This window comes from Mycolicibacterium duvalii (genome assembly GCF_010726645.1).
Classification (GTDB): Bacteria; Actinomycetota; Actinomycetes; order Mycobacteriales; family Mycobacteriaceae; genus Mycobacterium; species Mycobacterium duvalii.
Window position 1 is genome coordinate 5,570,198 of sequence record NZ_AP022563.1, and the last position, 25,445, is coordinate 5,595,642.

Sequence of the window (25,445 nt, forward strand, 5' to 3'; positions counted from 1 at the left end):
CCCCCCGGAGGGGCCGTCCGGGACTCGGTCGTCAGGCGGCGATGCTCGGCGATACCGGGCTTTTCGCCTTCACGGTGATCAGCTCGTAGTCAGCTACCTGCCACCCGGCCATGAAGACGCCGATCGGAATCGCCTTGCCCTGGCCCACGCTCTTGTTGTCGTTGGTCATCGAGCTGTCGTTGACGTAGACGATCTTGCGTCGGAGGTCGACCTGGGTGACCACCGCAGCGTGGTCGGCATAGCTGTAGCTGTCCTCCGGGCCCGGCACGAAGTCGGTGACAGCGGTCCAGATGATCGAGACCGGGTACGCGACCATTGTGGCCTCGCCTCGCGCCAGCGCAGCCTGCAGTTCGCGCAGAGCGCGTTCACCGTCGTCGGGTGTCGCTCCGATTCGATTGCCGTCCTCGTCATAGCTGACAAACTTCTGGTACGTCGTGCTGACGTTGAAGTACCTCTCCATCAACACCGCCGCATCCTGCTCGTCGACGCCCTCGTCGATCCGCTCGTGCAGGTACATCTTGCGCCCGGGCGTGGCGACGCTGTCGGTGGTCTTGGCCAGTTCGACCATTCTTTCCTCGGTCGGCGGGGTGCTGCGCGTGGCCTGTCCGACCGCGGCGGCACTGGCCTGCAGCACGCAGTTCGAGTAGCTCTGCGACACCCAGTACTTCTTGGCATCGATCGCGTTGCCGTACTGCCCGTCGCCCTTCACCTCGACCGTGATCTGCTCATCTCGGGTGGCCGGCTCGGCGAAGCCCAACCTGACGGCGAAATTGTGCAGCAGAGTCTGGAGCAGACCCGCCAGACCGGGCATGCGGGCTGCCGCCCCGTTGTCGACGGTGATGACGAAGCTGTCGGTGATGCCCGGCCGGGTCAGGGTCGGATTCGCGATGTAGGTGTAGGTGCCGGGTTCCGCGCCGGGCACCAGCCGACCGTATCGCGGGTCTTGCTTGATCGTGTAGGTGAGGTCAAAACCGTTGTTGCTCCGGCCGTTCAGATCGATCGTGATGGCCTTGTTCGCGCCGGACTGCCCGCCGAACTCGGGTGAGACGCTCGGCGCGCGGTTGAAGAAGACGTACGCCAGCGCCCGGCCTATTCCAGCCAGAAGCGACGGCGGCTCCGCCGTCTCAAAGTTCACCAGCGATGATGCGCTGGCCGCAGCCGAGCCGTCCTCACCACGCGCACCGGAGGTGCCGTCGTCGCCGCTGGTGTCGTCGGCTCCGCTGCCGCCGACACCACCGTCACCTTGTGCGCCGCCGAGACCGCCGCCGCCGTCGGTGGCCGCCCCGTCGCCGCCGTCGCCGCCGTTGCCGCCGTTGCCGCCGTTACCGGCGGTGCCGGCGTCGCCACCGTTACCCCCGCCGCCGCCTACACCGCCGACTCCGCCGTCGCCGCCCTGATCGTCACCGTCACCGGGGCCACCCGGACCGCCGACGCCGCCGTTGCCGCCGTTGCCACCGTCGCCGGCGGTGTGGGTGGCGTTCGCGTCTGCGCCCGCTCCACCCGCGCCACCCTCGCCCCCGGCGCCACCGGCCGAGCCGGCTCCGCCGAGCGCGCCGTCACCCCCGTTGCCGCCGTTGCCCGCGTTGCCGCCGTCGCTACCGTCTTCCGACCAGCCGCCGTCACCGCCGTTGCCGCCCTTGCCCCCGTCGCCCCCCGGTCCGCTGGCTCCGTTTGTGCCATTGGCCGGGATGACGAAGAAGAAGCGGCCGTTGCCGGCGACACCGCCGACGGCTCCGCCGGGGCCACCGCTGCCGCCGTCCCCGCCGTCGCCTCCATCGCGGCCGGGACCCACCTCCACCTTCTTGCGGTGAACGCCCTGGCCCCCCTTTCCGCCCGTGCCGCCCGCGCCGCCATGGCCGCCGTCGCCGCCGGTGCCGAAGATCTGGCTGCCGTTGCCGCCGTCGCCGCCGCTGCCTCCGCGGCTACCGGCGGCACCGGTGCCACCGTCGGGAAGATCCTCCGAACCGTTGGTGCCCGGTCTGCCCTCCTGCCCGACGCCGCCGTCACCGCCGTCGCCGCCGGTCCCGAACAACGACAGCAGCCCGACGTCGCCGCCGTTGCCTCCGTGGCCGCCGCCGTCTCCGCCGGCGCCGCCGTCACCGCCGCTGCCGATGAGCAGCCCGCCCCGGCCGCCGGTTCCGCCGTCGCCGCCGTGGTTCTCGGTGGCGCCGTGGAACGGGCTGTTGCCGCCCGCGCCGCCGGCTCCACCCATTCCGGAAACCGCCAGGAGGCCCACGTCACCGCCGTCGCCGCCCTGGCCGCCGAAGCTGCCCGCGCCGCCGACACCGCCGGATCCGGCTCCGCCTGTCAGGGACAGCAATCCGGTGTCGCCGCCGCGGCCGCCCACGCCACCCGTCTGCCCGTTGAAGATGGCGCTGCCGCCGCCACCACCGTTACCGCCGTCGCCCCAGAGCAGGCCGCCGCTGCCGCCCCGGCCACCGGTACCGCCGCGGAACTGGCCGGTCGATGATCCTCCGTTTCCGCCGGCGCCGCCGTGTCCGAAGGTGCCGGCCGATCCGCCTTGGCCACCCGCGGACCCTTCTGTGGTGGTGGCGCCGTCGCCGCCGTCGCCGCCATCGCCGTAGATCAGGCCGCCCGCACCGCCGCGTCCGCCGGCGCCGGAGTTGACGCCGGCAACCCCGTTGCCGCCGTCGCCGCCGTCGCCGAACAAGCCGGCGCGGCCGCCGTTCCCGCCGTTGAATCCGCTTCCGCCATTGCCGAAGAGGCCTCCGTTGCCGCCCGTGCAGGCCGTCACCGCCGGGCAGGTGGCGGCGGTCCAGGAGTAGCCGTTGCCGATCAGGATGCCGCCGTTGGGCCGGGCGGCGGTGCCGTTGCCGAACAAGAAGGTGAACAGGCCCTGACTGGTCAGCGGGGCGAGCGGTGCCGGCAGCGATGTCGCGGCATCCGCTGCCGGAGCCTCGGTGTCGGCCAGGACGCGTAGTTCGGTGCTGGTGTGGGTCGCCGGGGCGACGCGGTGCTCCGTTTTGTCGTCGGGGTCTTCGGTGGGTGACGTCGACCCGCTGCCGGCGTCCGAGAGGTCGGTGGCCGCGATCGTGGTCTCGTCGACGAGCTCATCGGAGGCCTCGCCGTCCCTGGCGTCGAGGACGTCGACGGTGCTGCGTGCGGCCCGACGGTCTCCGGTGCCGATGGAATCCGCCGATGAACGGGTGCGCTTGCTGCGAGTGGCCGAATCACGTTCGGAACGTTCATTTCTCCCGCTGGAAGAGGCGGACTCGGAGCTGCTCGCCGCGGAGGAACCGGTGTCGTCGGCAGCGGCGACACCGACCTGCGGGCCCATCAGCGACAGGCCCACCAGGGCGGCCCCGAGGCCCGCTGACGCGGCGCCGACCTTCAACCACCGGCGGACGGCGAAGTCTTCCGATCGCCGGCGCGACGCGCGGGCGCAGGCTCCGCTGTTCTCGGCACCGTCCGCCTGGTTCGTTGCAGCGCAAGCAGCCATCAAGAAGATCCCCCCGGTCGAGTCCGCGATGACGCGGAAGCGCGTGTTGACGCCCACGTCAATGGGCTAGCAGCGATGGTAAGGATTGCCTGATGACGTTGCTGGCAAATTGATGAATTTCGTTAGCGCGACTTCTGAGCTGGCAGAATGCTTGGCCAAGGGGCATGTTCGTGTGGCAACCGGGGGAGCTGCTGGTAAGCGTCGTTAGCCCGTGGCCGTGGGGACGGCGGCCTGGGGGGCACCTTCTGGCGTAACCGGATACCGTCGAACCATGCCTGCTGCGCCGGCCATCGAAGCCGTGGAACTGGTCAAGCACTACGACGGGGTGCCCGCGGTCGATCGGGTCAGTTTCGTGGTGCCGCCCGGGACCGTGCTGGGGCTGCTCGGACCCAACGGTGCGGGCAAGACCACCACGGTGCGGATGATGACGACGCTGACCGAGCCGACCAGCGGGACCGCCCGGGTCGCCGGATACGACATCCGCACCCAACCCGACGAGGTCCGCCGGCACATGGGCCTGACCGGTCAGGTGGCCACCGTCGACGAGATGCTCACCGGGCGCGAGAACATCCGGATGATCGGGGGGCTCTACGGCATCCGCAGGAAACATCTGAACACACTCGGTGACCAACTGCTGCACCAGTTCTCGCTCACCGAGGCCGGCGACCGGGTGGTCAAGTCCTACTCCGGCGGGATGCGGCGGCGACTGGACCTGGCGGTCAGCCTGCTGGCCTCGCCGCCGGTGCTGTTCCTCGACGAACCGACCACGGGACTGGATCCGCGCAGCCGCACCGAGTTGTGGGACGTGCTGCGCGGGTTGGTGGCCCAGGGGACCACGCTGCTGCTGACGACGCAATACCTGGAGGAGGCCGACCAATTGGCCGACAACATCGTGGTGATCGACCGCGGTCGTATCATCGCGCAAGGGTCTCCGCTGGAGCTCAAACAGCAGGCCGGCCGGGCCAGCCTGGTGGTCACGCTGTCGGCCGGCGCCGATCTGGAAGCGGCACGCATGCTGTTGTCCCGCACCGGCGTCGAGGTGTTCGTCGACGCCGGAGCGCGCCGGCTCACCGCGTCCGCCGACGGCATCGACGACATGATCACGGTGGCGGGCTGGTTGCGTGACGACGGAATCGCGGTCGACGACATCGGGCTGTCGCGTCCGAGCCTCGACGATGTGTTCCTGTCGTTGACGGGGCATCGAACCGACGACAGCGAAGAAGTGAGCGCGTGACCGCACTCGATACCAAGGCCCGCGCGTCGGTCCGGCCCGATCCGGTGCCGACGCACCCGACCAACATCGCCCAGCAGTCCTGGATCATGGTCAAGCGGAACATGATCCACACCAAGCGGATGCCCGAGATGCTCAGCGATGTCACCGCGCAACCGATCATGTTCGTGTTGTTGTTCGCGTTCGTCTTCGGTGCGTCGATCAACACCGGCGGATCGTCTTACCGGGAGTACCTGCTGGCCGGCATCCTGGCGCAGACCATCGTGTTCTCGGCGTTCGTCGTCGCCTCCGGTATCACCGCCGACGTCGAGAAGGGCATCATCGACCGGTTCCGCTCGCTGCCGATCTCCCGCTCGGCGGTGCTGATCGGCCGCAGCATCGCCAGCCTGATCCACTCGTCACTGGGGGTGGTGGTGATGTCGCTGACCGGGCTCGCGATCGGGTGGCGCATCCGCAACGGCGTGGCCGAGGCCGTGCTGGCGTTCGTGCTGTTGCTGCTCTTCGGGTTCGGGATGATCTGGTTCGGCATCCTGATCGGGTCGCTGATGCGCACGGTCGAGGCGGTCAACGGGGTCATGTTCACTGTGCTGTTCCCGATCACGTTCCTGGCCAACACCTTCGTGCCGACCGAACCGATGCCGCACTGGCTGCGCGTCATCGCCGAGTGGAACCCGGTCTCCTCGCTCGCGCAGGCGATGCGTGAACTGTGGGGCAACGGGGGACCGGCGCCGGCAGGTGCCCAACTTCCGCTGCATCATCCGGTGCTGTCGACCGTGCTGTGGTCGATCGCGCTGACCGCGATCTTCGCGCCGTTCGCGCTCTACGCCTACAAACGCCGCACCTCGGACTGAGACGTCAACCCCAGGCGTGCACGATGTTCTGTGCGGCTTCGAGTCCCTGGGCGATCAGCAGTTCGGTCGCGTCGGCGGCCTGCTCGCAGATCGTGCCGACGTCGGGACGTTCGCGGGAGTTGAAGTTCTCCAGCACGAACGACGCACCGGACTGCCGGCCCGGCGGTCGGCCCACGCCGATGCGCACGCGCTGGAAATCATTGGTGCCCAACGCTGCCCCGACCGAGCGCAACCCGTTGTGCCCGGCGACGCCGCCGCCGAACTTCAACCGGATGCGACCGAAGTCGATGTCGAGTTCGTCGTGCAGCACGATCACGTCGGCCGGTGCCACGGAGTAGAACTTCGCCAACGGCCCGACGTGGCGCCCCGACTCGTTCATGTAGGTGCGCGGCTTGGCCAGCACCACCGACTTCCCGCCGAGGCGTCCGGTGACCACCTCGGCCCCCGACTTCTTGTGCACCTTGAACCCCGAGCCGATGCGATCGGCCAGGATGTCGGCGACCAGGAAGCCGAGGTTGTGCCGGGTGGTGGCGTACTGCGGACCGGGGTTGCCCAGGCCGACCACCAGGATGGGCTCGGCCACCAACCCGACCTACTCGGAGTCGGCGGGGGCTTCGGAGCCCTCTTCCGCAGCCTCGGCCTCGTCGGCCTCCGCGGCCTGCTCCTCGACGGTGGCTCCACCGCCCTCGGACTCGAGCTCCTCGGCCGAAGGCGCCTCGACGACGTTGACCACGAGCACCTCGGGGTCGGTCACCAGCGTCACCCCGGACGGCAGCTCCAGCTGGCCCGCCAGGATCTGGGTACCGGCCTCGACGCTCTCCACCGAGACGGTCAGATGCTCGGGAATCGACTGCACATCGGCCTCGATCTCGACGGCGTTGGCGTCCTGAGTGACCAGGGTGCCCGGAACGGCCTCCCCCTCGACAACGACGTTGACGTCGACGGTCACCTTCTCGCCCCGGCGCACCACCAACAGGTCCGCGTGCTGGATGCTGCGCCGGATCGGGTGGACGTCGAGCGCCTTGGTCAGCGCCAACTGCTCCTCACCGGCGATGTCGAGGGTCAGCACCGCATTGGTGCCGGCGTTGCGCAGCACCGCGGCGTAGTCGTGCGCGTTGAGTTCGAGGTGGCGCGGCTCGGTGCCGTGTCCATAGAGCACCACGGGAACGCGGCCCTCGCGGCGGGCGCGGCGCGACGCACCTTTACCGGTGTTCTCGCGGACCGTCGCGGTCAGATTGTTGGGGGGCGTCTGTGCCATGGTCGTTGCTCCTGTGCCGAAGGTCGGGTTCTCGGGCACGGCCAGGGTTGCTCACCAAAAGAATTGCTGGTTCCCGTCGATAACGGCGGCTCACAGGGCCACCCTCGCCGTGACGCGCTCGCCAGATTAGCGCAGCGAGACCTCAGAGCGGAAATCGCACACCCGTGAGGTCCTCCGACAACGTCCACAGTCCGGCGGCTTTGGCCCGGTCGCGAGCCAGCGGGCTGCGCCACCGCGGGCCGGTGGCACCCCGGGACATGAACTGGGGGCCGATGAAGCTGTCACCGGGCACGTCGACGGCTACGGCGTAGAGCGTCTGTCGCGCGCCGAAGTCGGCATCGGTGGCCATGAACCGGTTGCCGAGCGCGGCAACACGGGTCCCGAATTTGTTGCCGCTCTGTCCCTGCAGGTTGGTCGCCGAATAGCCGGGGTGGGCGGCCACCGCCCGCACCGACGACCCGGCGGCGGTCAACTTGCGCTGCAACTCGCTGGTGAACAGCAGGTTCGCCAGCTTCGACTGCCCGTAGGCGGGCCAGGCCAGATAGGGCCGCGACTTCCAGTTCAGATCGGTCAGGCTGACGTAGCCGATCAGGTGCATCAGCGACGACACCGTGACCACGCGGTCCCGGACCTTCGGCAGCAGCAGGTTGGTCAGGGCGAAGTGACCCAGGTGGTTGGTCCCGATCTGGCTTTCGAATCCGTCGACGGTGCGCGCGTACGGCACGGCCATGATGCCGGCGTTGTTGACCAGCACGTCGACCTGATCCACGCCGTCGGCGAAGTCGTGCACCGACGCCAGATCCTGCAGGTCGAGCTTGCGTACCTGCACGTCACCGGTCATGGTTTCGGCCGCGGCCCGGCCCTTGTCCAGGTTGCGCACCGCCAGGATGGTTGTCGCGCCCGCCCGGGCCAGCTCACGCGCGGTGACCAGTCCCAGCCCGCTGTTGGCTCCGGTGACGATGACGGATCGACCGGCGAAGGAGGGGAGGTCGGCTGCGGTCCACTCGCTCATAGGGCACACCCTAGTTCGCTTCGCCGGAATTGCGGTCCCGGAGTTTCTGCAGGGACGCGCGGGTAATCAGCCCGCCGGCGCGCCGGAGGGGACTTCGACGGTGAAGCCGCTGATGATCTCTTCGATGTCGGGCGCTTCCTCGGCGGCCTTGTCGGCGAAGCCGGTCACCGTGAACTGCACCAGGTAGCGCTGCCGCTGCGGCGCTGCTCCGGTGGCGATGACGATGCGGTTGTAACTGTGCATCCGGGCGCCGTTGAGGTCGTAGCTGCCCTCGATCATCGACGACGGGAAACCGTTGAAGTCCGTGCGTGAGGCGTTGAGCTCGGTGAAGTTCTCCGAGATCTCGGCGTCGACGTTGGCGTGTTCGAGCGCCTCCGCGACGTCGAACTGGCCGTCGAGCTCGAAGACCATCAGCATCGCCATGGGGTAGGTGGTGCCCTTGGCGATCACCCGGGTGCCCGGACTGAGATTCGGGTTCTGGTAGGGCTGCCACCCTTCGGGCACCGGCATCGAGACCGTGAGGTCGGTCAGCTTCTCCGGAGCCACCTGTTGGCCGGCCACTCCTTCGCGTTCGAGCCACGCCGCGATGGACAGGCGCTCCTCGTCGGAATCGGCCCCGGGATCCGGCGCCGCAGCGGCGGTGGTGCTGGTCGTGGTCGACCAGATCGCCTGATAGTCCGGGGATTCCGGAGCGCAGGCGGCCGTGGACAGCAGCGCCGCGGCTGCGGCCACAACCATCCGGGGACGTGGTGTCACAGAATTTCGCGTACCGAGTCGACGGGACGGGCCAGACGGGTGCCCTTGTCGGTCACCACGAACGGCCGCTCGATCAGGATGGGGTGCTCGGCGAGAGCGTCGAGCAGTTCGTCGTCCGAGGCGTCGGCGAGCCCGAGTTCGGCGTAGAGCGATTCCCTCTTTCGCACCGCGGTACGCACATCGATTCCGGCATCGCGAATCATCTTCGCCAGTTCGGCGCGCGACGGCGGCGTCTTCAGGTACAGCACCACCTCGGGTTCGATGTCGTTGTCGCGCAACAGTTCCAGCGTCTTGCGCGAGGTCGAGCACTTCGGGTTGTGGTAGATGACGGCGGATTGAGCGCCCATGTCAGGCCGACCCGTCGAAAAGGCTTGTCACCGAGCCGTTGTCGAACACCGCGCGGATCGTGTTGGCCAGCAGCGGTGCGATCGACAGCACGGTCAGCTGCTTGAAGCGCTTCTCCTCGCTGATGGGCAGCGTGTTGGTGACGATCACCTCGCACGCACCGGAGCCGGCGAGGCGTTCGCGCGCCGGATCAGACAGCACGCCGTGCGTCGCGGCGATGATCACATCCCCGGCGCCGTCCTCCTTGAGCAGGCGCACTGCGCCGGCGATGGTGCCGCCGGTGTCGATCATGTCGTCGGTCAGCACGCACGTCTTGCCGCGGACGTCACCGACGACGCGGTTGGACACCACCTGATTGGGAACCAGCGGATCACGGGTCTTGTGGATGAAGGCCAGCGGCACGCCGCCCAGTGAGTCGGCCCATTTCTCGGCGACGCGCACCCGCCCGGAGTCGGGGGAGACCACGACCATGTCATGACCCGGGTAGTTCTCGGCGATGTAGCCGGTGAGCAGCTTCTGGGCCCGCATGTGGTCGACCGGCCCGTCGAAGAAGCCCTGGATCTGGTCGGTGTGCAGGTCCACGGTCACGATGCGGTCGGCACCGGCGGTCTTGAACAGGTCGGCGATCAGCCGCGCCGAGATGGGTTCGCGGCCGCGGTGCTTCTTGTCCTGCCGGGCATACGGGTAGAACGGCAGGATCGCGGTGATGCGTTTGGCGCTGCCGCGCTTGAGCGCATCGATCATGAGCAGCTGCTCCATGATCCATTCGTTCAACGGCGCGGGATGGCTCTGCAGCACGAACGCGTCGCAGCCGCGCACCGACTCGTCGAACCGGACGAAGATCTCGCCGTTGGCGAAGACCCGCGCGGTCTGGGCGGTGACCGGGACGTCGAGCTCCTTGGCGACCTGATCAGCCAGTTCGGGGTGCGCCCGACCCGAGAAGAGCATCAGGTTCTTGCGGTTGTCGGTCCAGTCGTGGCTCACGGGCTGCCCTCGGCTTCTCAGATCGATGGCGGATCGATACTCCGGCCATCGTACGTAGCGGTGACGCACCTACGGTGGCGGGTTACCAGAATGCCAACAAAGGGTCGCAAATCGCTACTCGCGGGTAGCTTCGGGGGGTTCTTCGGTGACGTCCGCCTGGTCGGCTGCGGCGGCTCGTTGGGCCGCTGCAGCAGCCGCGCTGCCGGGGCGCTTGCGCGCCACCCAACCCTCGATGTTGCGCTGCGACGCGGCCGAAACCGCCAGGGCCCCCGGCGGGACGTCGTCGCGCACCACCGTTCCGGCGCCGGTGTAGGCGCCGTCGCCGACAGTCACCGGGGCCACGAACATGGTGTCCGAGCCGGTGCGTACGTGCGATCCGATCGTGGTGCGGCTCTTGGTTTCTCCGTCGTAGTTGACGAAGACGCTGGATGCGCCGATGTTGCTGTGCTCCCCGATGTCGGCGTCGCCGACATAAGTCAGGTGCGGCACCTTGGTGCCGGTGCCGATCGACGCGTTCTTGGTCTCCACGAACGCACCGAGCTTGCCGGCGCTGCCCAGCACGGTCCCGGGGCGCAGATAGGTGAACGGGCCGACGACGGCGTCCTCGCCGATCACCGCCGAGCTGCCGTGGGTGCGGACCACCTCGGCGCCGTCGCCGACGGTGACGTCGGTCAACGTGCAGTCCGGACCGATCTCACACCGGCCCCCGACCGCGGTCCGGCCCAGCAGCTGCGTGCCGGGACGCACGGTGGTGTCTCGGCCGATGGTGACGTCGACGTCGATCCAGGTGGTCGCGGGGTCGACGACCGTGACGCCGGCGCGCTGGTGCCGCGCGACGATCCGCCGGTTCAACTCGGCCCCGAGCTGGGCGAGCTGTACGCGGTCGTTGACACCGGCCACCAGCACGGTGTCGGCGACGTGCTCGGCCTGCACGACGCGCCCGTCGGCACGGGCGATCGCCAGCGCGTCGGTCAGGTACAGCTCGTGCTGGGCGTTGTCGGACTGCAGCCGGCTCAGCGCCGAGCGCAGCGCGGCGGCGTCGAACGCGTACACGCCGGCGTTGACCTCGGTGATGGCCTGTTGCTCCGGGGTGGCGTCGGCCTGCTCGACGATGCCGGTCACCGCGCCCTCGGTGGTGCGGAGAATGCGGCCGTAACCCGTCGGGTCGTCCGGAGTGGTGGTCAGCACGGTCACCGCGGCGCCGTTGGCGTCGTGGGTGGCGATCAACCCGGCCAGTGTGGCGGCGTCGAGCAACGGGACATCGCCGGAGGTGACCACCACCGTGCCGGTGAAGTCCGGCGGCAGTGCGCCCAGGCCGCATTCGGCGGCGTGACCGGTGCCGAGTTGCTGTTCCTGCACGGCGATTTCGATGTCCCGACCCAGCTGCTCGGCCAGCTGCCGCGCCGCGGGCGTGACCTTCTCCCGGTCCTTACCGACCACGATCACCACGTGGCGCGGATCGAGCTCGGCCACCGAATGCAGCGCGTGGGCCAGCATGCTGCGCCCGCCCAGGGTGTGCAGCACCTTGGGGGTGTCCGACTTCATCCGGGTGCCCGCACCTGCGGCCAGAATCAGAACCGCGGCCTGAGGCATATTCGTCCTTCCCCCGCGAACACGCACGTCAGCGCAGGCGCACGCTCGCGATGATGTGCTCCGTCGCCAGGACTCGAACCTGAACTATCTGAACCAAAATCAGAGGTGCTGCCGATTACACCACGACGGATCACCGAGACGGATCGGACGTCCCGTACGCGTGCACTTTAGCCGACGGACGGGTCAGCCGGTCGCCGCCGCGTTGTCGAGTGCGTGGGCGCCGAATGGCTTGGCCGCCAGCACTGTCACCTGCTGGATGGTGCCGTTGGGCAGCTGGTAGCTGCGCTGCTCGCCGGCTGTGGCGCCCAGCAGGGCACTGCCCAGCGGGGAATTGACCGTGTAGGTGTCGAGTTCGGTGTCGGAGGTGCCGCGGGTGCCGAGCAGAAATGCCTCCGAGTCACCGGTGTCGTCGTAGCGGACGGTCACCACCATGCCCGGTTCGACGATGCCGTCGTCGGGCGGAAGCTCTGAACCGTCGGCCCTGCTCAGCAACTCGTGGATCTCGCGGATGCGTTCCTTGCGTGCCAGCCACGCGTCGACGACCTGGTCGGTGCGCTCGGTGTCGTCGGCGTCCGCCGGGTTCGGCAGGGCCAGCAGGCCGGCCAGTTCCGTCTCGAGGCCCTGCCGGGCCTGCGGGGTCATCCAGATGCGGTCGGTGTCGTACACGGGGTTGTCCTTCCGGGGTGGGAGTGGTTGCCGTCAGGGGCGGGCGGGTGTTCGCGCCGCCCCTGACGACCGGGGGAGCCCCAGCGATGCCGGGGGCAGGAATGTCAGGTGTCGTCCGGGCCGGCGAATCGCGGTCCCGGGCGCAGCGGGTCGAACGGCCGCAGCACCTCGGGTTGTTTGCCGGTGGTGATCTGCTCGGCCAGCAGCCGACCGGTGGCGGGTCCGTGCGCGAGGCCCCACATGCCGTGGCCGCCGGCAACGAAGACACCCGGCTCCAAGACGCCGATCAGCGGCTTGCCGTCATCGCTGACGGGTCGCGAGCCGACCCACAGGTCGTGCCGCTGGTTCCAGCGCACTCCGTCGAGCAGCGGCGCCGCCGACGCGACGATGGCGTCGACGCGGCGGGGCGCCAACGGGTCGTCCGGGCGGCGGAACTCCATCGTTCCGGCCACCCGCAGCCCGCCGCGGTACGGGGTGCACGCGACCCGCGCCTCGGGCAGATAGATCGGACCCGGTAGTGCCCGCTCGACGGGCACGGTGAACGAGTAGCCGCGGCCTGCCTGCACTCGGACCCGGGCCCGGCGGCCGGTCAGCGCCGGCAGCCACGCGCCCGCGGCCAGGACCACCGCGTCGGCACATAGCGGTGCGCCGACGCGCCGGTGCACCCGCACCTCACCGCCGGTGCGGGACCAGCCGGTGACCTCGGCGGTGGCGAGGTGGCCGCCGCGCTCGGCGACGGCCCGTCCCAGTGCGTGGGTGAACCGGCCCGGGTCGACGAAGCGCTGCCCGGACACGCTGACGACGGTGGCGACCGCCGGCGACGCCAGGGGGACCTGGTCGCGCAGTGCGGTGCCGGTCAGCAGCTCGGTATGCAGCTCATCGCCGCGGGGGCCAAGATGTCTGAGCTCGGTGGCGAAGCCGTCGGCGTTGCGCAGGTTTGCGAACGCCACCGAGATCGGGGTGTCGGTCACCGGAGCGTCCACGCCGTTGGACACCAGGACGTCGTAGGTCTCGATCGCCTCCTCGTTGAGGACGGCGTTGGCCGCGACGGCGTGCTGCCACACCGATGGCCGGCAATTCGCGGCGAATCGGGTCAAGAAGCGCAGCACCGCGCTGTCCGGGCGCAGCGGGATGTGCAGCGCCGCGTCGGGATCGGCCAGCGACCGCAGCCCGGCCCGCAGCACCGCCGGAGAGTTCAGCGGCGCGGTCAGCGCCGGCGCGATCCAGCCGGCATTGCCCCAGGAAGCGCCGGCGGCGACGCCGTTCCGGTCCACCACGGTGACCTCCACGCCGCGCTCCTGCAGGAACCATGCGGCGGAGAGCCCGACGATGCCGGCGCCGACGACGACCACAGACCGGGGACCGTCGTCCATCCCTGATCTGGCCGCCATCGCTGTTTCCTCCCCGTGCGCCTGCACCGATGTCTCCATCGTCCGGAGGGAACATCGCGCGCGGATTGTCGCGCGCCGACAAAACCGGGGCGGGGCAATGTGGCGACAGGACAAATGTCAGTCGACGGCCAACTCGATCATCATCGCGAACCGCTTGTGCGAGTCGTCCAGGTGCAAGTCGGTGAGCCCGGCCATCCGCCGCATCCGGTAGCGCACGGTGTTCTCGTGCACCCCCAGCGCAGCGGCGGTGCGCACGGGGTCGCCGTGCTCCTGCAACCAGGCGCGCAGCGTGCGCACGTATGCGGTGCCGTGGCGACGGTCGTGGTCCCGCAGGTCGGCGACCGCGCCGCGCGCCGGGGCCCGCCCGGACCGGGCCGCAGTGCGCAGCCGTTGCAGCAGCACGTCGTCCCAGGATTCGTCATAGGCAGGGAACACGACCGAATCGGTGCTCTCCTGCAGGGCCAGACACTCGTCGGCCTCGGTCCGGGCGCCGGCCAGGCCGGTCGCCGGGGCCGGCGCGCTGATACCGGCGCGCACGACGACCTGCTCGTCCAGCGTCGTGACCAGACTGCTGACCCACCCGCGGGCGACGGCGGCCTCCGGGGCCGCCAGCACGGTGTAGACCGTGGTGCCGGCCAGCGCGCTGCGGGACGGCCGCGACCAGCCGAAACCTGCGGTCGCGCGCTCGAACACCTGCAGCAGCGCGGCATGGCCGTGCCCGCGCTGTTCGGCGCGCAACGCGATCACCCGCAGGTCGGCCGGCGGGAGACCCAGCCGGCTCGCGACGGTGGCGGCGTCGGCCGGGCTTTCCAACAGCCGGATCACCAGCTCCGATTCCACCTGCCGCTCGAGGTCGGCGCTGGCGCGCGAGCGCAGCAGGTGCAGGGCCACCGTGTGCGCGCCTTCGGTCAGGGCTCGCCAGGCCGACCCGGTCAGCGGCTCCGAGCAGGCGACCCAGACCGAGCCGAGCAGCTCGCGCCCGGCCCGGGCGGCGACGACCATGCGGCCGGTCATCCCGGCCGCGTCGACGCCGGGCACGAACACCGGCTCGTCGGATGCAGCTAGATGCGCGAACACGCCATGGGCGTCGAACACCGCGCGCAGGTCCGGGGGCGCCTGCCGCGCCAGGATGGTGGCCACCCGCGCCGCGTCGGTGACCTCCTGGCCGCGCGAGTAGGCCAGCACCTGCGCCAACCGGTCCTCGATCACCACCGGACCATCCACCGCACCGGCCAGGCTGTCGGCCAGCGCGAACAGGTCGGTCGGTCCGCGGCCCGACTCCGTCTCGCGGCCCTCCATGACCAGCCCGTAGACGATGGCGGCGAAGTCGCTCCACGGCATCGCCGAGTCGATGGCGACGACGGCGATGTCGCTGGGTTCGGCCGGGATCGCGGCGCCGGTTTGGCGGACGATCACCACCGCCGCGCGCGCCGCGCGGGCCCATCGCAACGCCTCCTCGGCCGACGGAGCGCCCACCGCCAGCAACACGTCGCCCGAGACGGTTCGGCCGTCGACGACCTCGGGCAGCACCACACTGCGCAGTTCGGTGGACCTGTCCACCGACGTGACGCGCAGGCGGGCACCGTAGCCGCCGAGGACGTTGATCAGCCGGTCCAGCGTGATCACGGTGCTAGACGCTACCCGTGTCGGCGCCCGGCACCCTCTACTCTGAGACCCGTGGCTGGGTCGGAGAAGGAGTTGCGCGCCCCGCGGGCCCGGATGACGGGTACCGAGCGGCGCCAGCAACTCATCGAGATCGCCAAGTCGCTGTTCGCCGAGCGCGGCTTCGACGGCACCTCGGTCGAGGAGATCGCGCTGCGCGCCAACGTCAGCAAGCCGGTGGTCTACGAGCACTTCGGCGGTAAGGAAGGCCTCTACGCGGTGGTGGTCGACCGCGAGATGTCGGCGCTGCTCGACGGCATCACGTCGTCGCTGACCAACAACCGGTCGCGGGTGCGGGTCGAGCGGGTGGCGCTGGCGCTGCTGACCTACGTCGAAGAACACACCGACGGCTTCCGGATCCTGATCCGTGATTCACCGGCGAGCATCACCCAGGGCACGTACTCGACGCTGCTCAACGACGCCGTCAGCCAGGTGGCGTCGATCCTGGCCGGAGACTTCTCCCGGCGCGGGCTCGACCCCGACCTGGCGCCGCTGTACGCCCAGGCCCTGGTCGGCTCGGTGTCGATGGCCGCGCAATGGTGGCTCGACGTGCGCGAACCGAAGAAGGAAGTGGTGGCCGCGCACCTGGTCAACTTGTGTTGGAACGGCCTGACCCATCTGGAGTCCGACCCGGTACTGCACGAGGAGTAGCCGCTCGTTCAGTCGCCGTCGGCGCTGTTGCCGGCGTCGCCCGCCTCGGAGCCGCGGCCACCGCCGGCCTTCCCGCCGTCGCCGGCGCGCGAACCGCCGTCGCCGCCGTCTCCGCCGATGCCGGCGTAGGTGCCGGTGCCGGTGCCGCCGTCGCCCCCGTCGCCGTAGCGCCCGGCGTCTCCGCCGTCACCGCCGACGGCGACGCCGTAGTCCGGGTCGGTGGCGACCGCGGCGCCGCCGTTTCCGCCGTTGCCGGTGCCTGTCGCGTCGCCGCCCCAGCCGGCGACCGCGGTGTTGGTGCCGGTGGCGTCTCCGCCGCGGCCACCGTGGCCCGCGAGCGACCCGCCCCGACCGCCGTCGCCGCCGTAACCCGAGCCGGCCTCAGCGGATCCGCCGTTGCCGCCACGCCCACCGGTGCCCACGGTCACGGCGTCGCCACCGTCGCCCCCGGTGCCGGAGTCACCGGTGGCGTCGCCACCCCGGCCGCCGTTTCCGGCCAGCAGGCCGCCCTGACCTCCGTTGCCGCCGGCTCCGAACGTGGCCGAAGACGAGCCGCCGTCCCCGCCGCGGCCCAGCAGGCCGGCATCGCCGCCGTCGCCCGCGGTGGTGAAGACCGCGTTGGCGGCGCCGCCATTGCCGCCGGTGCCGATCAGCAGTCCGCCGCGGCCGCCCTGGCCTGCAGCGGTGGTGGCGGTCGCGTCACCACCCGCGCCGCCGTTGCCGAACAGTCCGGCAACGCCGCCCTGACCGCCATTGGCCCCGGCGCCACCGTTGCCCCACAACAATCCACCCCGACCGCCGTTGCACGCCTCGCCGGTGCAGTCCGCCGCGGCGTCGACGCCGTTGCCGAACAGTCCGAACAGTGGCCCCCGGGGCGTTGTCAGGATGGCCACCCCCAGTGTCCGACGTCCCACCGCCCCGGTGCCGGGTGTGGGGGAGCACACGACAGCGCCGTTGCGGCAGGAGATCGTGCCCAAGCCCATCACGCTGTAATCGCCGCCGTGCACATTCGTGAAGTCGACGATGTTGCCCGAGCCCAGGACTCCCAACGCGAAATTGGAGCCCTCGGCGTCGACGCGGTTCTGGGCCCCGTCGTTGATCCCGACGGCGACGCCGTCTCCGTTGACCCTGGCGCGGTTGTCCGTACCGGCGACGGTGGCCCGGCTACCGGCTCCCGTCACCACGGCCCAGCCCTGCGTTCCGGTCACCACGGCGGCGGCCCCGTCACCGGTGGCTTCCGCGACCGACCGATCGTCGCGCACTTCCGCCCTGGCGTTCACACCCCTGGCGATCGCCGAGCTCTGGGACGACCAATCGTCCGCCCCCGCGCCGACCGAGACGGCGATCGCGGTGCCTTCCTGGTGTTTGACTTCGCCTCCCATCGAGATCGACAGGTGGCCCGGGGTAGGCGGAGTGGGTGCCGCGTGCACCGCCGCGGGCGCAGTGAGTCCGATACTCGCAGCGGCCGCGACGACCGCGACCCGACCGACAGACATACGCGCCATGCGACCCTCTCGTTGTGCCGCCGCTGCCGCGTCGGTGCCGGTTGCGCATCCAGACAGGACTGAATGCTTTGCTCAGACGTGAGCGGTAACAAAGATTTTAGAGACGACCGCGGATCTGTAACGGCGACAGCTGCGGTAAAGCGCTGCTTTCCGAACGCGTCTTGAGAAGCATAAGCAAATTGGTTTCGCTGTCAATTAGTTCAGCGGGAATTTGCCGGCAACGTTGCGCAGCGGGCCCGGAACCGGGTTCGGGTGGGCGCCTAGAATGAACCCATCATGACCGCATCGGGCCTCCTCCATGCCCACACCCCGATCGCGGGTCTCGTCGAGTTGGCACTGCGTGACCCCTGCCTGCAGGAGGTCACCCGCCGTGCCGCCGACAGGCCCGCCGATCTCGCCCTCGTCGGCCCGGCCAGCGCCCGGGTCCTCGCGGCGTCCGCACTGGCGGCGGCGACCACGGACAACCCACCGTTGCTGGTTGTCACCGCGACCGGCCGCGAGGCCGACGATCTGACCGCCGAGCTGCGCGGCGTGTCCGGCGACACCGTGGCGATGTTCCCGTCGTGGGAGACGCTGCCGCACGAGCGGCTCTCACCGGGCGTCGACACCGTCGGCGCCCGGATGATGCTGCTGCGCCGGCTGGCCCACCCCGACGACGAACGGCTGGGACCGCCGCTGCGCATCGTGGTGACCACGGCGCGCTCGCTGCTGCAGCCGATGGCACCCGACCTGGCCGGGCTGGAGCCGGTGACCCTGAGCGTCGGTGCCGAGCACGATTTCGATGCCGTCGTCGAACGGCTGGTCGAGCTGGCCTACACGCGCGTCGACATGGTCGGCAAACGCGGCGAATTCGCGGTCCGCGGAGGCATTCTCGATGTGTTCCCGCCGACGGCCGAGCATCCGGTGCGGGTCGAGTTCTGGGGCGACGAGGTCTCGGAGATGCGGATGTTCTCGGTGGCCGACCAGCGTTCGATCCCCGAGATCGACATCACCAGCGTGATCGCGGTGCCGTGCCGGGAGCTGTTGCTCACCGCTGACGTGCGTGAGCGCGCCGCCGTACTGAGCGCCGAGCACCCCGTGCAGGAGAACAACGTGCCGGGCAGTGTCCCCGACATGCTGGCCAAGCTCGCCGAAGGCATTCCGGTCGACGGGATGGAGGCGCTGCTGCCCCTGCTGCGACCCACCGAATTGGTGACCCTGCCCAGCCACCTGCCCGCCGGCGCCCCGGTGCTGGTGTGCGACCCGGAGAAGGTCCGGTCGCGCGCGGGCGACCTGATCAAGACCGGTCAGGAGTTTCTCGAGGCGTCCTGGTCGGTCGCGGCGGTCGGCGGGGACGCGCCCATCGACCTGGAAGCGCTGGGCGCGTCGGGCTTCGTCGGGTTCGCCGACGCGCGCGACGCGGCCCGTGCCGGCGGACACCCGTGGTGGACGCTGAGCCAGCTCGACAGCGGTTCGGGCGATTCGGTAACACTCGACATCCGGCCTGCCCCGTCGGCGCGGGGCCAGCAACACAACCTCGACGAGATCTTCGCGATGCTGCGCGCGCATGTGGCCACCGGCGGCTATGGCGCGATCGTCACCCCCGGTAGCGGAACCGCCCAGCGCGTCGTCGAGCAGCTCGGCGAATCCGACATTGCGGCAACGGTTCTCGAGCCCGGCGCAGCGCCGAGTGAAGGTGTGGTCGGGGTCCTGAAGGGTCCGCTGCACGACGGCGTGGTGCTGCCGGGTGCGAACCTGGTGATCATCACCGAGGCCGACCTGACCGGCAACCGCGTCGCGGCCACCGAGGGGAAGAAGCTGGCGGCCAAGCGCCGCAACGTCGTCGACCCGCTGGCGCTGACCGCCGGGGACCTGGTGGTGCACGACCAGCACGGCATCGGCAAGTTCGTCGAGATGACCGAGCGGGTGGTTGGCGGGGCTCGGCGCGAGTACCTGGTGCTGGAGTACGCGTCGGCGAAGCGTGGGGGCGGCACCGACAAGCTCTACGTGCCGATGGACTCGCTGGATCAGCTCTCGCGCTACGTCGGCGGGGAGTCGCCGACCCTGAGCCGGCTGGGCGGCAGCGACTGGGCCAACACCAAAACCAAAGCGCGCCGGGCGGTCCGCGAGATCGCCGCCGAACTCGTCGCGCTGTACGCCAAACGCCAGGCCTCGGCCGGCCACGCATTCGCGCCGGACACCCCGTGGCAGCGGGAGATGGAAGACGCCTTCGGGTTCACCGAGACGATGGACCAGCTCACCGCCATCGAAGAGGTCAAGACCGACATGGAGAAACCGGTCCCGATGGACCGGGTCATCTGCGGAGACGTCGGCTACGGCAAGACCGAGATCGCGGTGCGCGCGGCCTTCAAGGCCGTGCAGGACGGCAAGCAGGTCGCGGTGCTGGTCCCGACCACGCTGCTGGCCGACCAGCATCTGCAGACCTTCACCGCGCGGATGGCGGGATTCCCCCTGACGGTCAAGGGGTTGTCGCGCTTCACCGATCCCGCGGACTCGCGCGCCACCCTGGAGGGCATGCGCGACGGCACCGTCGACATCGTCATCGGCACCCACCGCCTGCTGCAGACCGGGGTGATGTGGAAAGACCTCGGGCTGGTGATCGTCGACGAGGAGCAGCGTTTCGGCGTCGAGCACAAGGAACACATCAAGTCGATGCGCACCCACGTCGACGTGCTGACCATGAGCGCCACCCCGATTCCGCGCACGTTGGAGATGAGCCTGGCCGGCATCCGGGAGATGTCGACGATCCTGACCCCGCCCGAGGAGCGCTACCCGGTGCTGACCTACGTCGGTCCGCACGACAACAAGCAGGTCGCCGCGGCCCTGCGCCGCGAGATGCTGCGCGACGGGCAGGCGTTCTACATCCACAACCGGGTGCGCACCATCGACTCGGCCGCGGCCAAGGTGCGCGAGCTCGTTCCCGAGGCGCGGGTGGTGGTCGCGCACGGCCAGATGCCCGAGGAGCAACTCGAGAAGACCGTCGAGGGCTTCTGGAACCGCGAGTACGACATCCTGGTGTGCACCACCATCGTCGAGACGGGCCTGGACATCTCCAACGCCAACACCCTGATCGTCGAGCGGGCCGACACCTTCGGGCTCTCCCAGCTGCACCAGCTGCGCGGCCGGGTGGGGCGCTCGCGCGAACGCGGGTACGCGTACTTCCTGTATCCGCCGGAGGTGCCGCTGACCGAGACCGCCTACGACCGGTTGGCCACCATCGCCCAGAACAACGAGCTGGGCGCCGGCATGGCGGTGGCGATGAAGGACCTCGAAATCCGTGGCGCCGGAAACGTGTTGGGCGCCGAGCAGTCCGGCCACGTCGCCGGCGTCGGCTTCGATCTCTACGTCCGCCTGGTGGGCGAGGCTGTCGAGGCCTATCGGGCGGCCGCGGACGGGAAGACCGTCGCCACCGCCGAAGAGCCCAAGGACGTGCGTATCGACCTGCCCGTCGACGCGCATCTGCCGCCGGACTACATCGGCAGCGACCGGCTGCGGCTGGAGGCCTACCGCCGGCTGGCCGCCGCACCCGACGACCCAGCCATCGACTCCGTGGTCGAGGAACTGGTCGACCGGTACGGTCCGCTGCCCGAGCCGGCGCTGCGGCTGGTCGCGGTGGCCCGGCTGCGGCTGCTGGCCCGCGCCGCCGGCGTCACCGAGGTCGGCACCTCGTCGGCGTCGACCGTGCGTATTTCTCCTCTGACACTTGCTGATTCGGCGCAGCTGCGGCTCAAGAGGCTCTATGCCGGCAGCGCCTACCGGGCCACCACGTCGACGGTGCAGGTTCCCATCCCGCGCGCTGGCAGCGGCGTCGGGGCGCCCCGGATCCGTGACCTGGAGTTGGTGGCGTTCGTCGCCGGCCTGTTGCTGGCGATCGACGGGAAAGCCGACGGCGAAGTTGATATAACGAAGTTCGGAGGTGGCGCATGACGGTCGTCCTGCTGGACCCGCGGCGCCCGTCGCTGATCCCGATCGAGGCGATCGAGCTGCTGGCCGGTGACGTGCAGTACACCGAGGAGTTGCCGATCAAGGTGCCGTGGTCGCTGCCGTCGGCGCGACCCGCCTACGACGGGGAGGCTGCGGCGACGCTGCTGTCGTCCGATCCCGAGCATCCGTCGGTGGCGGCGCGCATCGCCGCGGGCGAGCGGGTGGTCTCCGCGCCCGCCGCCCAACCCGGGGAGCGGCTCGTCGACGCGGTCGCGCTGATGGACCGGCTGCGCACCGCAGGACCGTGGGAGAGCCAGCAGACCCACGATTCGCTGCGACGTTACCTGCTCGAGGAGACCTACGAGCTGTTCGACGCCGTGCACGGCGGTGACCTCGCCGAGCTGCGCGACGAGCTCGGCGATGTGCTGCTGCAGGTGCTCTTCCATGCCCGTATCGCCGAGGATGCCTCCGAGAACGCTTTCGGCATCGACGATGTCGCCGACGCGCTGGTGCGCAAGCTGGGCAACCGGGTGCCCGCGGTGCTGGCCGGGGAGACGGTCACACTGGAAGATCAGCTGGCCCAGTGGGAACAGCGCAAAGCGCTGGAGAAGAAGGCCCGCGCCTCCTGTATGGACGACATCCCCACCGGGCAACCCGCGTTGGCGCTGGCGCAGAAGGTGCTGGCCCGTGCCGAGACCGCGGGCGTGCCCGACGACCTGATACCGGCTGCACTGACCTCGGTGCCGATATCGGCCGACGTCGATGCCGAGACCGCTTTGCGCACTGCGGTTTTGGAGTTCATGACCGATGTGCGCACGGCGGAGAGGGCGGTGGCCGCAACCCGCCGGGGCGACGAGGTGGCCGAGGAACTCGACGACACGGCCGTGACCGGGATCGACGCCGACGAGTGGCGCGCACACTGGCCGGAGACTCCGCGAGAGTGACCTCACGGTAGTTCTTGCAGCGAAATCACGACCGTGGCAGCACTTTCGCGGATGTCGATCAGTCGACCAGTCGGTCCCCGAGGAACCGGTCGGGACCGGTGACGCCCGGCAGCGCGAAGAAGAACCCGCCACCGACCGGCAGGATGTACTCCTCGAGGGGTTCGCCCTTGAGTCGGCGCTGCACAGTCAGGAAGCCTTTCTCCAGACTGCGCTGATAGGCCACGAAGGCCAGGCCCTGGTCGAGGCGTCCCGCGCCGTCGAATCCCCGTGAGTAGTTGAATCCTCTGCGCAGAATGAGGTTCTCGTCGCTCTGCGGTGTCCGTGGGTTGGCCAGCCGAATGTGTGCGTCGAGCGGAATGCGCTTCCCGTCAGGGTCCGACGCGTAGTCCGGATCGGTGAACTCGCCGTCGCGTCCCAGCGGTGCGCCGCTGACCTTGGCCCGCCCGAAGATCGCCTCCTGCTCGACCAGTTGCGTGCGGTCCCAGAACTCCACGAACATCCGGATGATGCGCACGGCCTGGTACGAACCGCCGACGGCCCACTCGGGCTCGCCGTCGTCGGGGCCCACCCAAACGTGCCGGTCCATGACCGCGCCGTCGGCGGCGTCGAGGTTGGCGGTCCCGTCTTTGAAGCCCATCAGGTTCCGCGGGGTGGCGGCCTCCGAGGCGCGGCCCGCGCCGATGCCGCGTGCATAGCCGTCGATCATCCACCGCAGCACCAGATCGCGTCGGGTGCGACGCATGAGTTGGCGCAGCGCGAACTGGACGGTATCGCTGTGCCCGGCCTCGAACAGGATCGCGATGTCGCCGTGGGACAGCTTCGGGTCGAGGCGGTCGTTGGCCAGGAACGGCATGGTGACCAGGTCCCGCGGTGTGCGGTCGGCGAGCCCGAAGCGGTCGTCGAACAGCGAGGCGCCGACGCTGACGACGATCGACAGGTTGTCTGCGGGCGGCTTTTCGCCCAGGATCCCGGAGTCCACCGGCGGGTACGCGGGATCACGCACCTCGGGGGGATGACCGGCCATCAGCGTGCGGATCTCGTCGGTGAGTTCGCGGAGCGTCGACGCCAATGCCGCGCGGTCCTTCGACAACACGTTGAAGGTCGCGATCAGGCCTTGGTTGGGGATCGGCAGCGCCGTGATGCCGGTCTGGTGCGCCCCCTCGAACGGGATGAACCGCTCGGCGGGCGCGGCGGCCGGAGCGCCGGCGCGGCCCGAGCACCCGACCAGGGCGCCCGCGCCGGCCGCGGCGCCGGCGCCCGCCACCGCGGTGACGAATCCGCGGCGGGACAGGCCCGGACGTCGCGGCCGTTCGATCACTGCAGTTTCAGCGCCCCGGCGACCTGCGACATGTTCTCCGACAGATCGGCCAGTTGGGCTTTGAGGGTGTCGATGGTCTGCGGTTCGACGGTCACCTCGGGGCAGCGCGCCGACGGGTACGGATCGTTTTCGGTGCAGAACAGCACCCAGCCGTCACCTTGGCGCAGAGGTTGCAGGGTCGCGTAGACGGCGTCGAGCCCGGCGTTGATCTCGCCCAGCAGCGCCGGATCAGCCTCGGTCAGCGCCGGGTTCAGCGTGCCGACCGCCTCGCGGGCGCCCTGCAGATTGGCATCGAAGTCCCACAGGTCGGTCTTGGCGTAGCGGTCCTCTTCGCCGGTGATCTTGCCCTCGGAGACCTCTTCGACCAGCTCGGCCGCGCCGGTGGCGACGTTGACGGGTTCGACCTCGACCGCGGCGAACTGATCCTGCAGTGCCGCGACGTCGGCGTCGAGCTGGTCGGCGAACGGCGCGCCACCTTCGGTGGTGTTCTGCTCGAAGAGGATGTACTCCAGGCGGTGCCAGCCGGTGAACTCGGGATCATCGACGCCGGCGAAGTCGTCCACCCGGGCGTCGATCTTGCCGTCGATCTCCTCGACCAGGCCGGCGATCGGCTCGATGCGCTCCCACGGCATCCGGGAGGGGGCGTAGGCGTCCTGGGCGGCCTGCAGGTCCCCGGCCCGCACCGCGTCGGTGAACACCTTCACCACGCCGACGAGCTCGTCGATCTGCCCGGAGACGTAGGCCTTGTACTGGGTCGCGGCCTGCTCGACCAGCGGATCGGGCGCCGCGGCGGCCGACGTCGTCGTGGTGCTGGTGGTGGTGTCGTCGGTGTCGTCGCCGCCCGAGCCGCCGGAGCAGCCGGACAGGATCAACGCCAGCGCGGCGACCGTGGCTGGCCAGGCATGATGACGCCTCATGGAACCTCCTCGTAGTCGACGCGCAACCTAACACGTCTGGACAGTGTGAGAGTAGGCAAACCTAATCCACCGGTCGGGACGGGTACCCGCACTTCGTGACGTCAGGGCCCCGGGACGGGTGTGTCGGACCGACCATCCCCGGAGGCATGGGACCATGGGCTACGTCCGAAGTGGGTTGAGGAGTCCGGTGACGCGGGTGCGTTGGCTGCAGGCGATTGCCGTGATCGGCGCGACAGCGCTGCTCATGGCGGCGAGCTGTTCGTGGCATCTGGGCTCGCCGATCCCGCGTGGCATCCCGCCCCCGGCCGGGGACCCGGTCCCGCAGATCGACACCTACGCCGCCGGCCGGCCCGCCGACCAGCTCCACGACTGGGCCGTCGCGCGCGCTCCTGCGCTGGGCATCCCCGTCACGGCGCTGGAGGCCTACGCCTATGCCGCGCGGGTCGCGGAGGTGGAGAATCCCGACTGCAACCTGAAATGGACCACGCTGGCCGGTATCGGGCAGGTGGAAAGCCACCACGGCACCTATCGCGGCGCCGTGGTGGCCAGAAACGGTGACGTCGACCCGCCGATCCGCGGGGTCCTGCTGGACGGCACCTCCGGAAACCTGGAGATCCTCGACAACGACTCGGTCAGCCACGACGGCGACGAACCGTTCGCCCGCGCGATGGGGCCGATGCAGTTCATCCCCGAGACCTGGCGGCTCTACGGCGTGGACGCCAACAACGACGGCGACATCAGCGCCGACAACATCGACGACGCGGCGCTGTCGGCGGCGGGCTATCTGTGCTGGAGCGGCAAGGACCTCGACACACCCCGCGGCTGGATGAACGCGGTGCTGGCCTACAACAACTCCGAGCAGTACGTGCGCACGGTGCGCGACTGGGCGACGGCCTACGCCGACGGGCGGCCGCTCTAGGCAGGGCCGCCCCACGGGGCAGGCTCTAGGCTCTCTAGCACAATCAACCACCACCGGA

20 protein-coding genes and 1 tRNA gene are annotated in these 25,445 nt (G+C 70.0%); 6 read left to right on the forward strand and 15 right to left on the reverse strand.

Going from position 1 to position 25,445, the window contains the following annotated elements:
• Window positions 1-31: 31 nt before the first annotated feature.
• The gene (locus G6N31_RS27700; RefSeq protein ID WP_163722398.1) at window positions 32-3,517 is read right to left on the reverse strand and encodes a hypothetical protein; all 3,486 of its coding nucleotides are present in this window, start codon (window positions 3,515-3,517) and stop codon (window positions 32-34) included.
• 214 nt (window positions 3,518-3,731) lie between these two features.
• Here G6N31_RS27700 and G6N31_RS26475 point away from each other — a divergent pair, with 214 nt between their 5' ends.
• Together G6N31_RS26475 and G6N31_RS26480 are read left to right on the forward strand one after the other, a co-directional pair.
• Window positions 3,732-4,694, forward strand: coding sequence for an efflux ABC transporter ATPase subunit, DrrA-related (locus G6N31_RS26475; RefSeq protein ID WP_098002742.1), 963 nt, complete (start codon window positions 3,732-3,734; stop codon window positions 4,692-4,694).
• Window positions 4,691-5,542, forward strand: coding sequence for an ABC transporter permease (locus G6N31_RS26480; RefSeq protein ID WP_098002743.1), 852 nt, complete (start codon window positions 4,691-4,693; stop codon window positions 5,540-5,542). Before G6N31_RS26475 ends, G6N31_RS26480 begins: the two co-directional genes overlap by 4 nt.
• A gap of 4 nt (window positions 5,543-5,546) precedes the next feature.
• On the opposite strand, the gene pth is transcribed toward G6N31_RS26480, so the two are convergent.
• The 11 genes from pth to G6N31_RS26535 form a co-directional block, all read right to left on the reverse strand.
• A complete protein-coding gene (gene pth / locus G6N31_RS26485; protein WP_098002744.1) occupies window positions 5,547-6,125 on the reverse strand; it encodes an aminoacyl-tRNA hydrolase in 579 nt (192 codons plus the stop codon).
• Between the two features lie 9 nt (window positions 6,126-6,134).
• Window positions 6,135-6,800, reverse strand: coding sequence for a 50S ribosomal protein L25/general stress protein Ctc (locus tag G6N31_RS26490; protein WP_098002745.1), 666 nt, complete (start codon window positions 6,798-6,800; stop codon window positions 6,135-6,137).
• Between the two features lie 142 nt (window positions 6,801-6,942).
• Entirely contained in the window at window positions 6,943-7,812 is an 870-nt protein-coding gene (locus G6N31_RS26495) for an oxidoreductase (RefSeq protein WP_098002746.1), read from the reverse strand.
• Between the two features lie 66 nt (window positions 7,813-7,878).
• Window positions 7,879-8,550: an LpqN/LpqT family lipoprotein gene (locus G6N31_RS26500; protein WP_098002747.1), complete on the reverse strand. Its 672-nt coding sequence runs from the start codon at window positions 8,548-8,550 to the stop codon at window positions 7,879-7,881.
• 14 nt (window positions 8,551-8,564) lie between these two features.
• Window positions 8,565-8,915 (reverse strand): arsenate reductase (glutaredoxin), encoded by a 351-nt coding sequence (gene arsC, locus G6N31_RS26505; RefSeq protein WP_098002748.1) that lies wholly within the window; start codon window positions 8,913-8,915, stop codon window positions 8,565-8,567.
• Window position 8,916: 1 nt separating this feature from the next.
• Window positions 8,917-9,897, reverse strand: a complete 981-nt coding sequence (locus G6N31_RS26510; protein ID WP_098002749.1) for a ribose-phosphate diphosphokinase — start codon at window positions 9,895-9,897, stop codon at window positions 8,917-8,919.
• A gap of 114 nt (window positions 9,898-10,011) precedes the next feature.
• Window positions 10,012-11,490: a bifunctional UDP-N-acetylglucosamine diphosphorylase/glucosamine-1-phosphate N-acetyltransferase GlmU gene (gene glmU / locus G6N31_RS26515; protein ID WP_098002750.1), complete on the reverse strand. Its 1,479-nt coding sequence runs from the start codon at window positions 11,488-11,490 to the stop codon at window positions 10,012-10,014.
• Between the two features lie 58 nt (window positions 11,491-11,548).
• Window positions 11,549-11,620 (reverse strand) — tRNA-Gln (locus G6N31_RS26520).
• Window positions 11,621-11,673: 53 nt separating this feature from the next.
• Complete coding sequence (locus G6N31_RS26525; protein ID WP_098002751.1) at window positions 11,674-12,156, reverse strand: GreA/GreB family elongation factor; 483 nt, start codon at window positions 12,154-12,156, stop codon at window positions 11,674-11,676.
• A 104-nt stretch (window positions 12,157-12,260) separates the two neighbouring features.
• A complete protein-coding gene (locus tag G6N31_RS26530; RefSeq protein WP_098002752.1) occupies window positions 12,261-13,547 on the reverse strand; it encodes an NAD(P)/FAD-dependent oxidoreductase in 1,287 nt (428 codons plus the stop codon).
• A gap of 117 nt (window positions 13,548-13,664) precedes the next feature.
• The gene (locus tag G6N31_RS26535) at window positions 13,665-15,173 is read right to left on the reverse strand and encodes a PucR family transcriptional regulator (protein ID WP_098002753.1); all 1,509 of its coding nucleotides are present in this window, start codon (window positions 15,171-15,173) and stop codon (window positions 13,665-13,667) included.
• A 93-nt stretch (window positions 15,174-15,266) separates the two neighbouring features.
• Here G6N31_RS26535 and G6N31_RS26540 point away from each other — a divergent pair, with 93 nt between their 5' ends.
• Complete coding sequence (locus G6N31_RS26540; RefSeq protein WP_098002754.1) at window positions 15,267-15,860, forward strand: TetR/AcrR family transcriptional regulator; 594 nt, start codon at window positions 15,267-15,269, stop codon at window positions 15,858-15,860.
• Window positions 15,861-15,868: 8 nt separating this feature from the next.
• Here the strand turns inward: G6N31_RS26540 and G6N31_RS26545 are convergent, their stop codons facing one another.
• A complete protein-coding gene (locus G6N31_RS26545) occupies window positions 15,869-17,365 on the reverse strand; it encodes a PGRS repeat-containing protein (RefSeq protein ID WP_163721971.1) in 1,497 nt (498 codons plus the stop codon).
• Between the two features lie 276 nt (window positions 17,366-17,641).
• On the opposite strand from G6N31_RS26545, the gene mfd reads away from it, so the two are divergent.
• Window positions 17,642-21,292, forward strand: coding sequence for a transcription-repair coupling factor (gene mfd / locus G6N31_RS26550; RefSeq protein ID WP_098002755.1), 3,651 nt, complete (start codon window positions 17,642-17,644; stop codon window positions 21,290-21,292).
• Window positions 21,289-22,233, forward strand: coding sequence for a nucleoside triphosphate pyrophosphohydrolase (locus tag G6N31_RS26555; RefSeq protein ID WP_098002756.1), 945 nt, complete (start codon window positions 21,289-21,291; stop codon window positions 22,231-22,233). Before mfd ends, G6N31_RS26555 begins: the two co-directional genes overlap by 4 nt.
• Before the next feature lie 58 nt (window positions 22,234-22,291).
• On the opposite strand, the gene G6N31_RS26560 is transcribed toward G6N31_RS26555, so the two are convergent.
• Complete coding sequence (locus G6N31_RS26560; RefSeq protein WP_098002757.1) at window positions 22,292-23,551, reverse strand: Dyp-type peroxidase; 1,260 nt, start codon at window positions 23,549-23,551, stop codon at window positions 22,292-22,294.
• Window positions 23,548-24,468 carry an iron uptake system protein EfeO gene (efeO, locus tag G6N31_RS26565; RefSeq protein ID WP_098002758.1) on the reverse strand — a complete coding sequence of 307 codons (921 nt, stop codon included), beginning with the start codon at window positions 24,466-24,468 and terminating at the stop codon, window positions 23,548-23,550. Before efeO ends, G6N31_RS26560 begins: the two co-directional genes overlap by 4 nt.
• Before the next feature lie 187 nt (window positions 24,469-24,655).
• Between efeO and G6N31_RS26570 the strand changes: the two genes are divergently transcribed.
• A complete protein-coding gene (locus G6N31_RS26570) occupies window positions 24,656-25,387 on the forward strand; it encodes a lytic transglycosylase domain-containing protein (protein ID WP_098002759.1) in 732 nt (243 codons plus the stop codon).
• The last annotated feature ends 58 nt before the right edge of the window (window positions 25,388-25,445 follow it).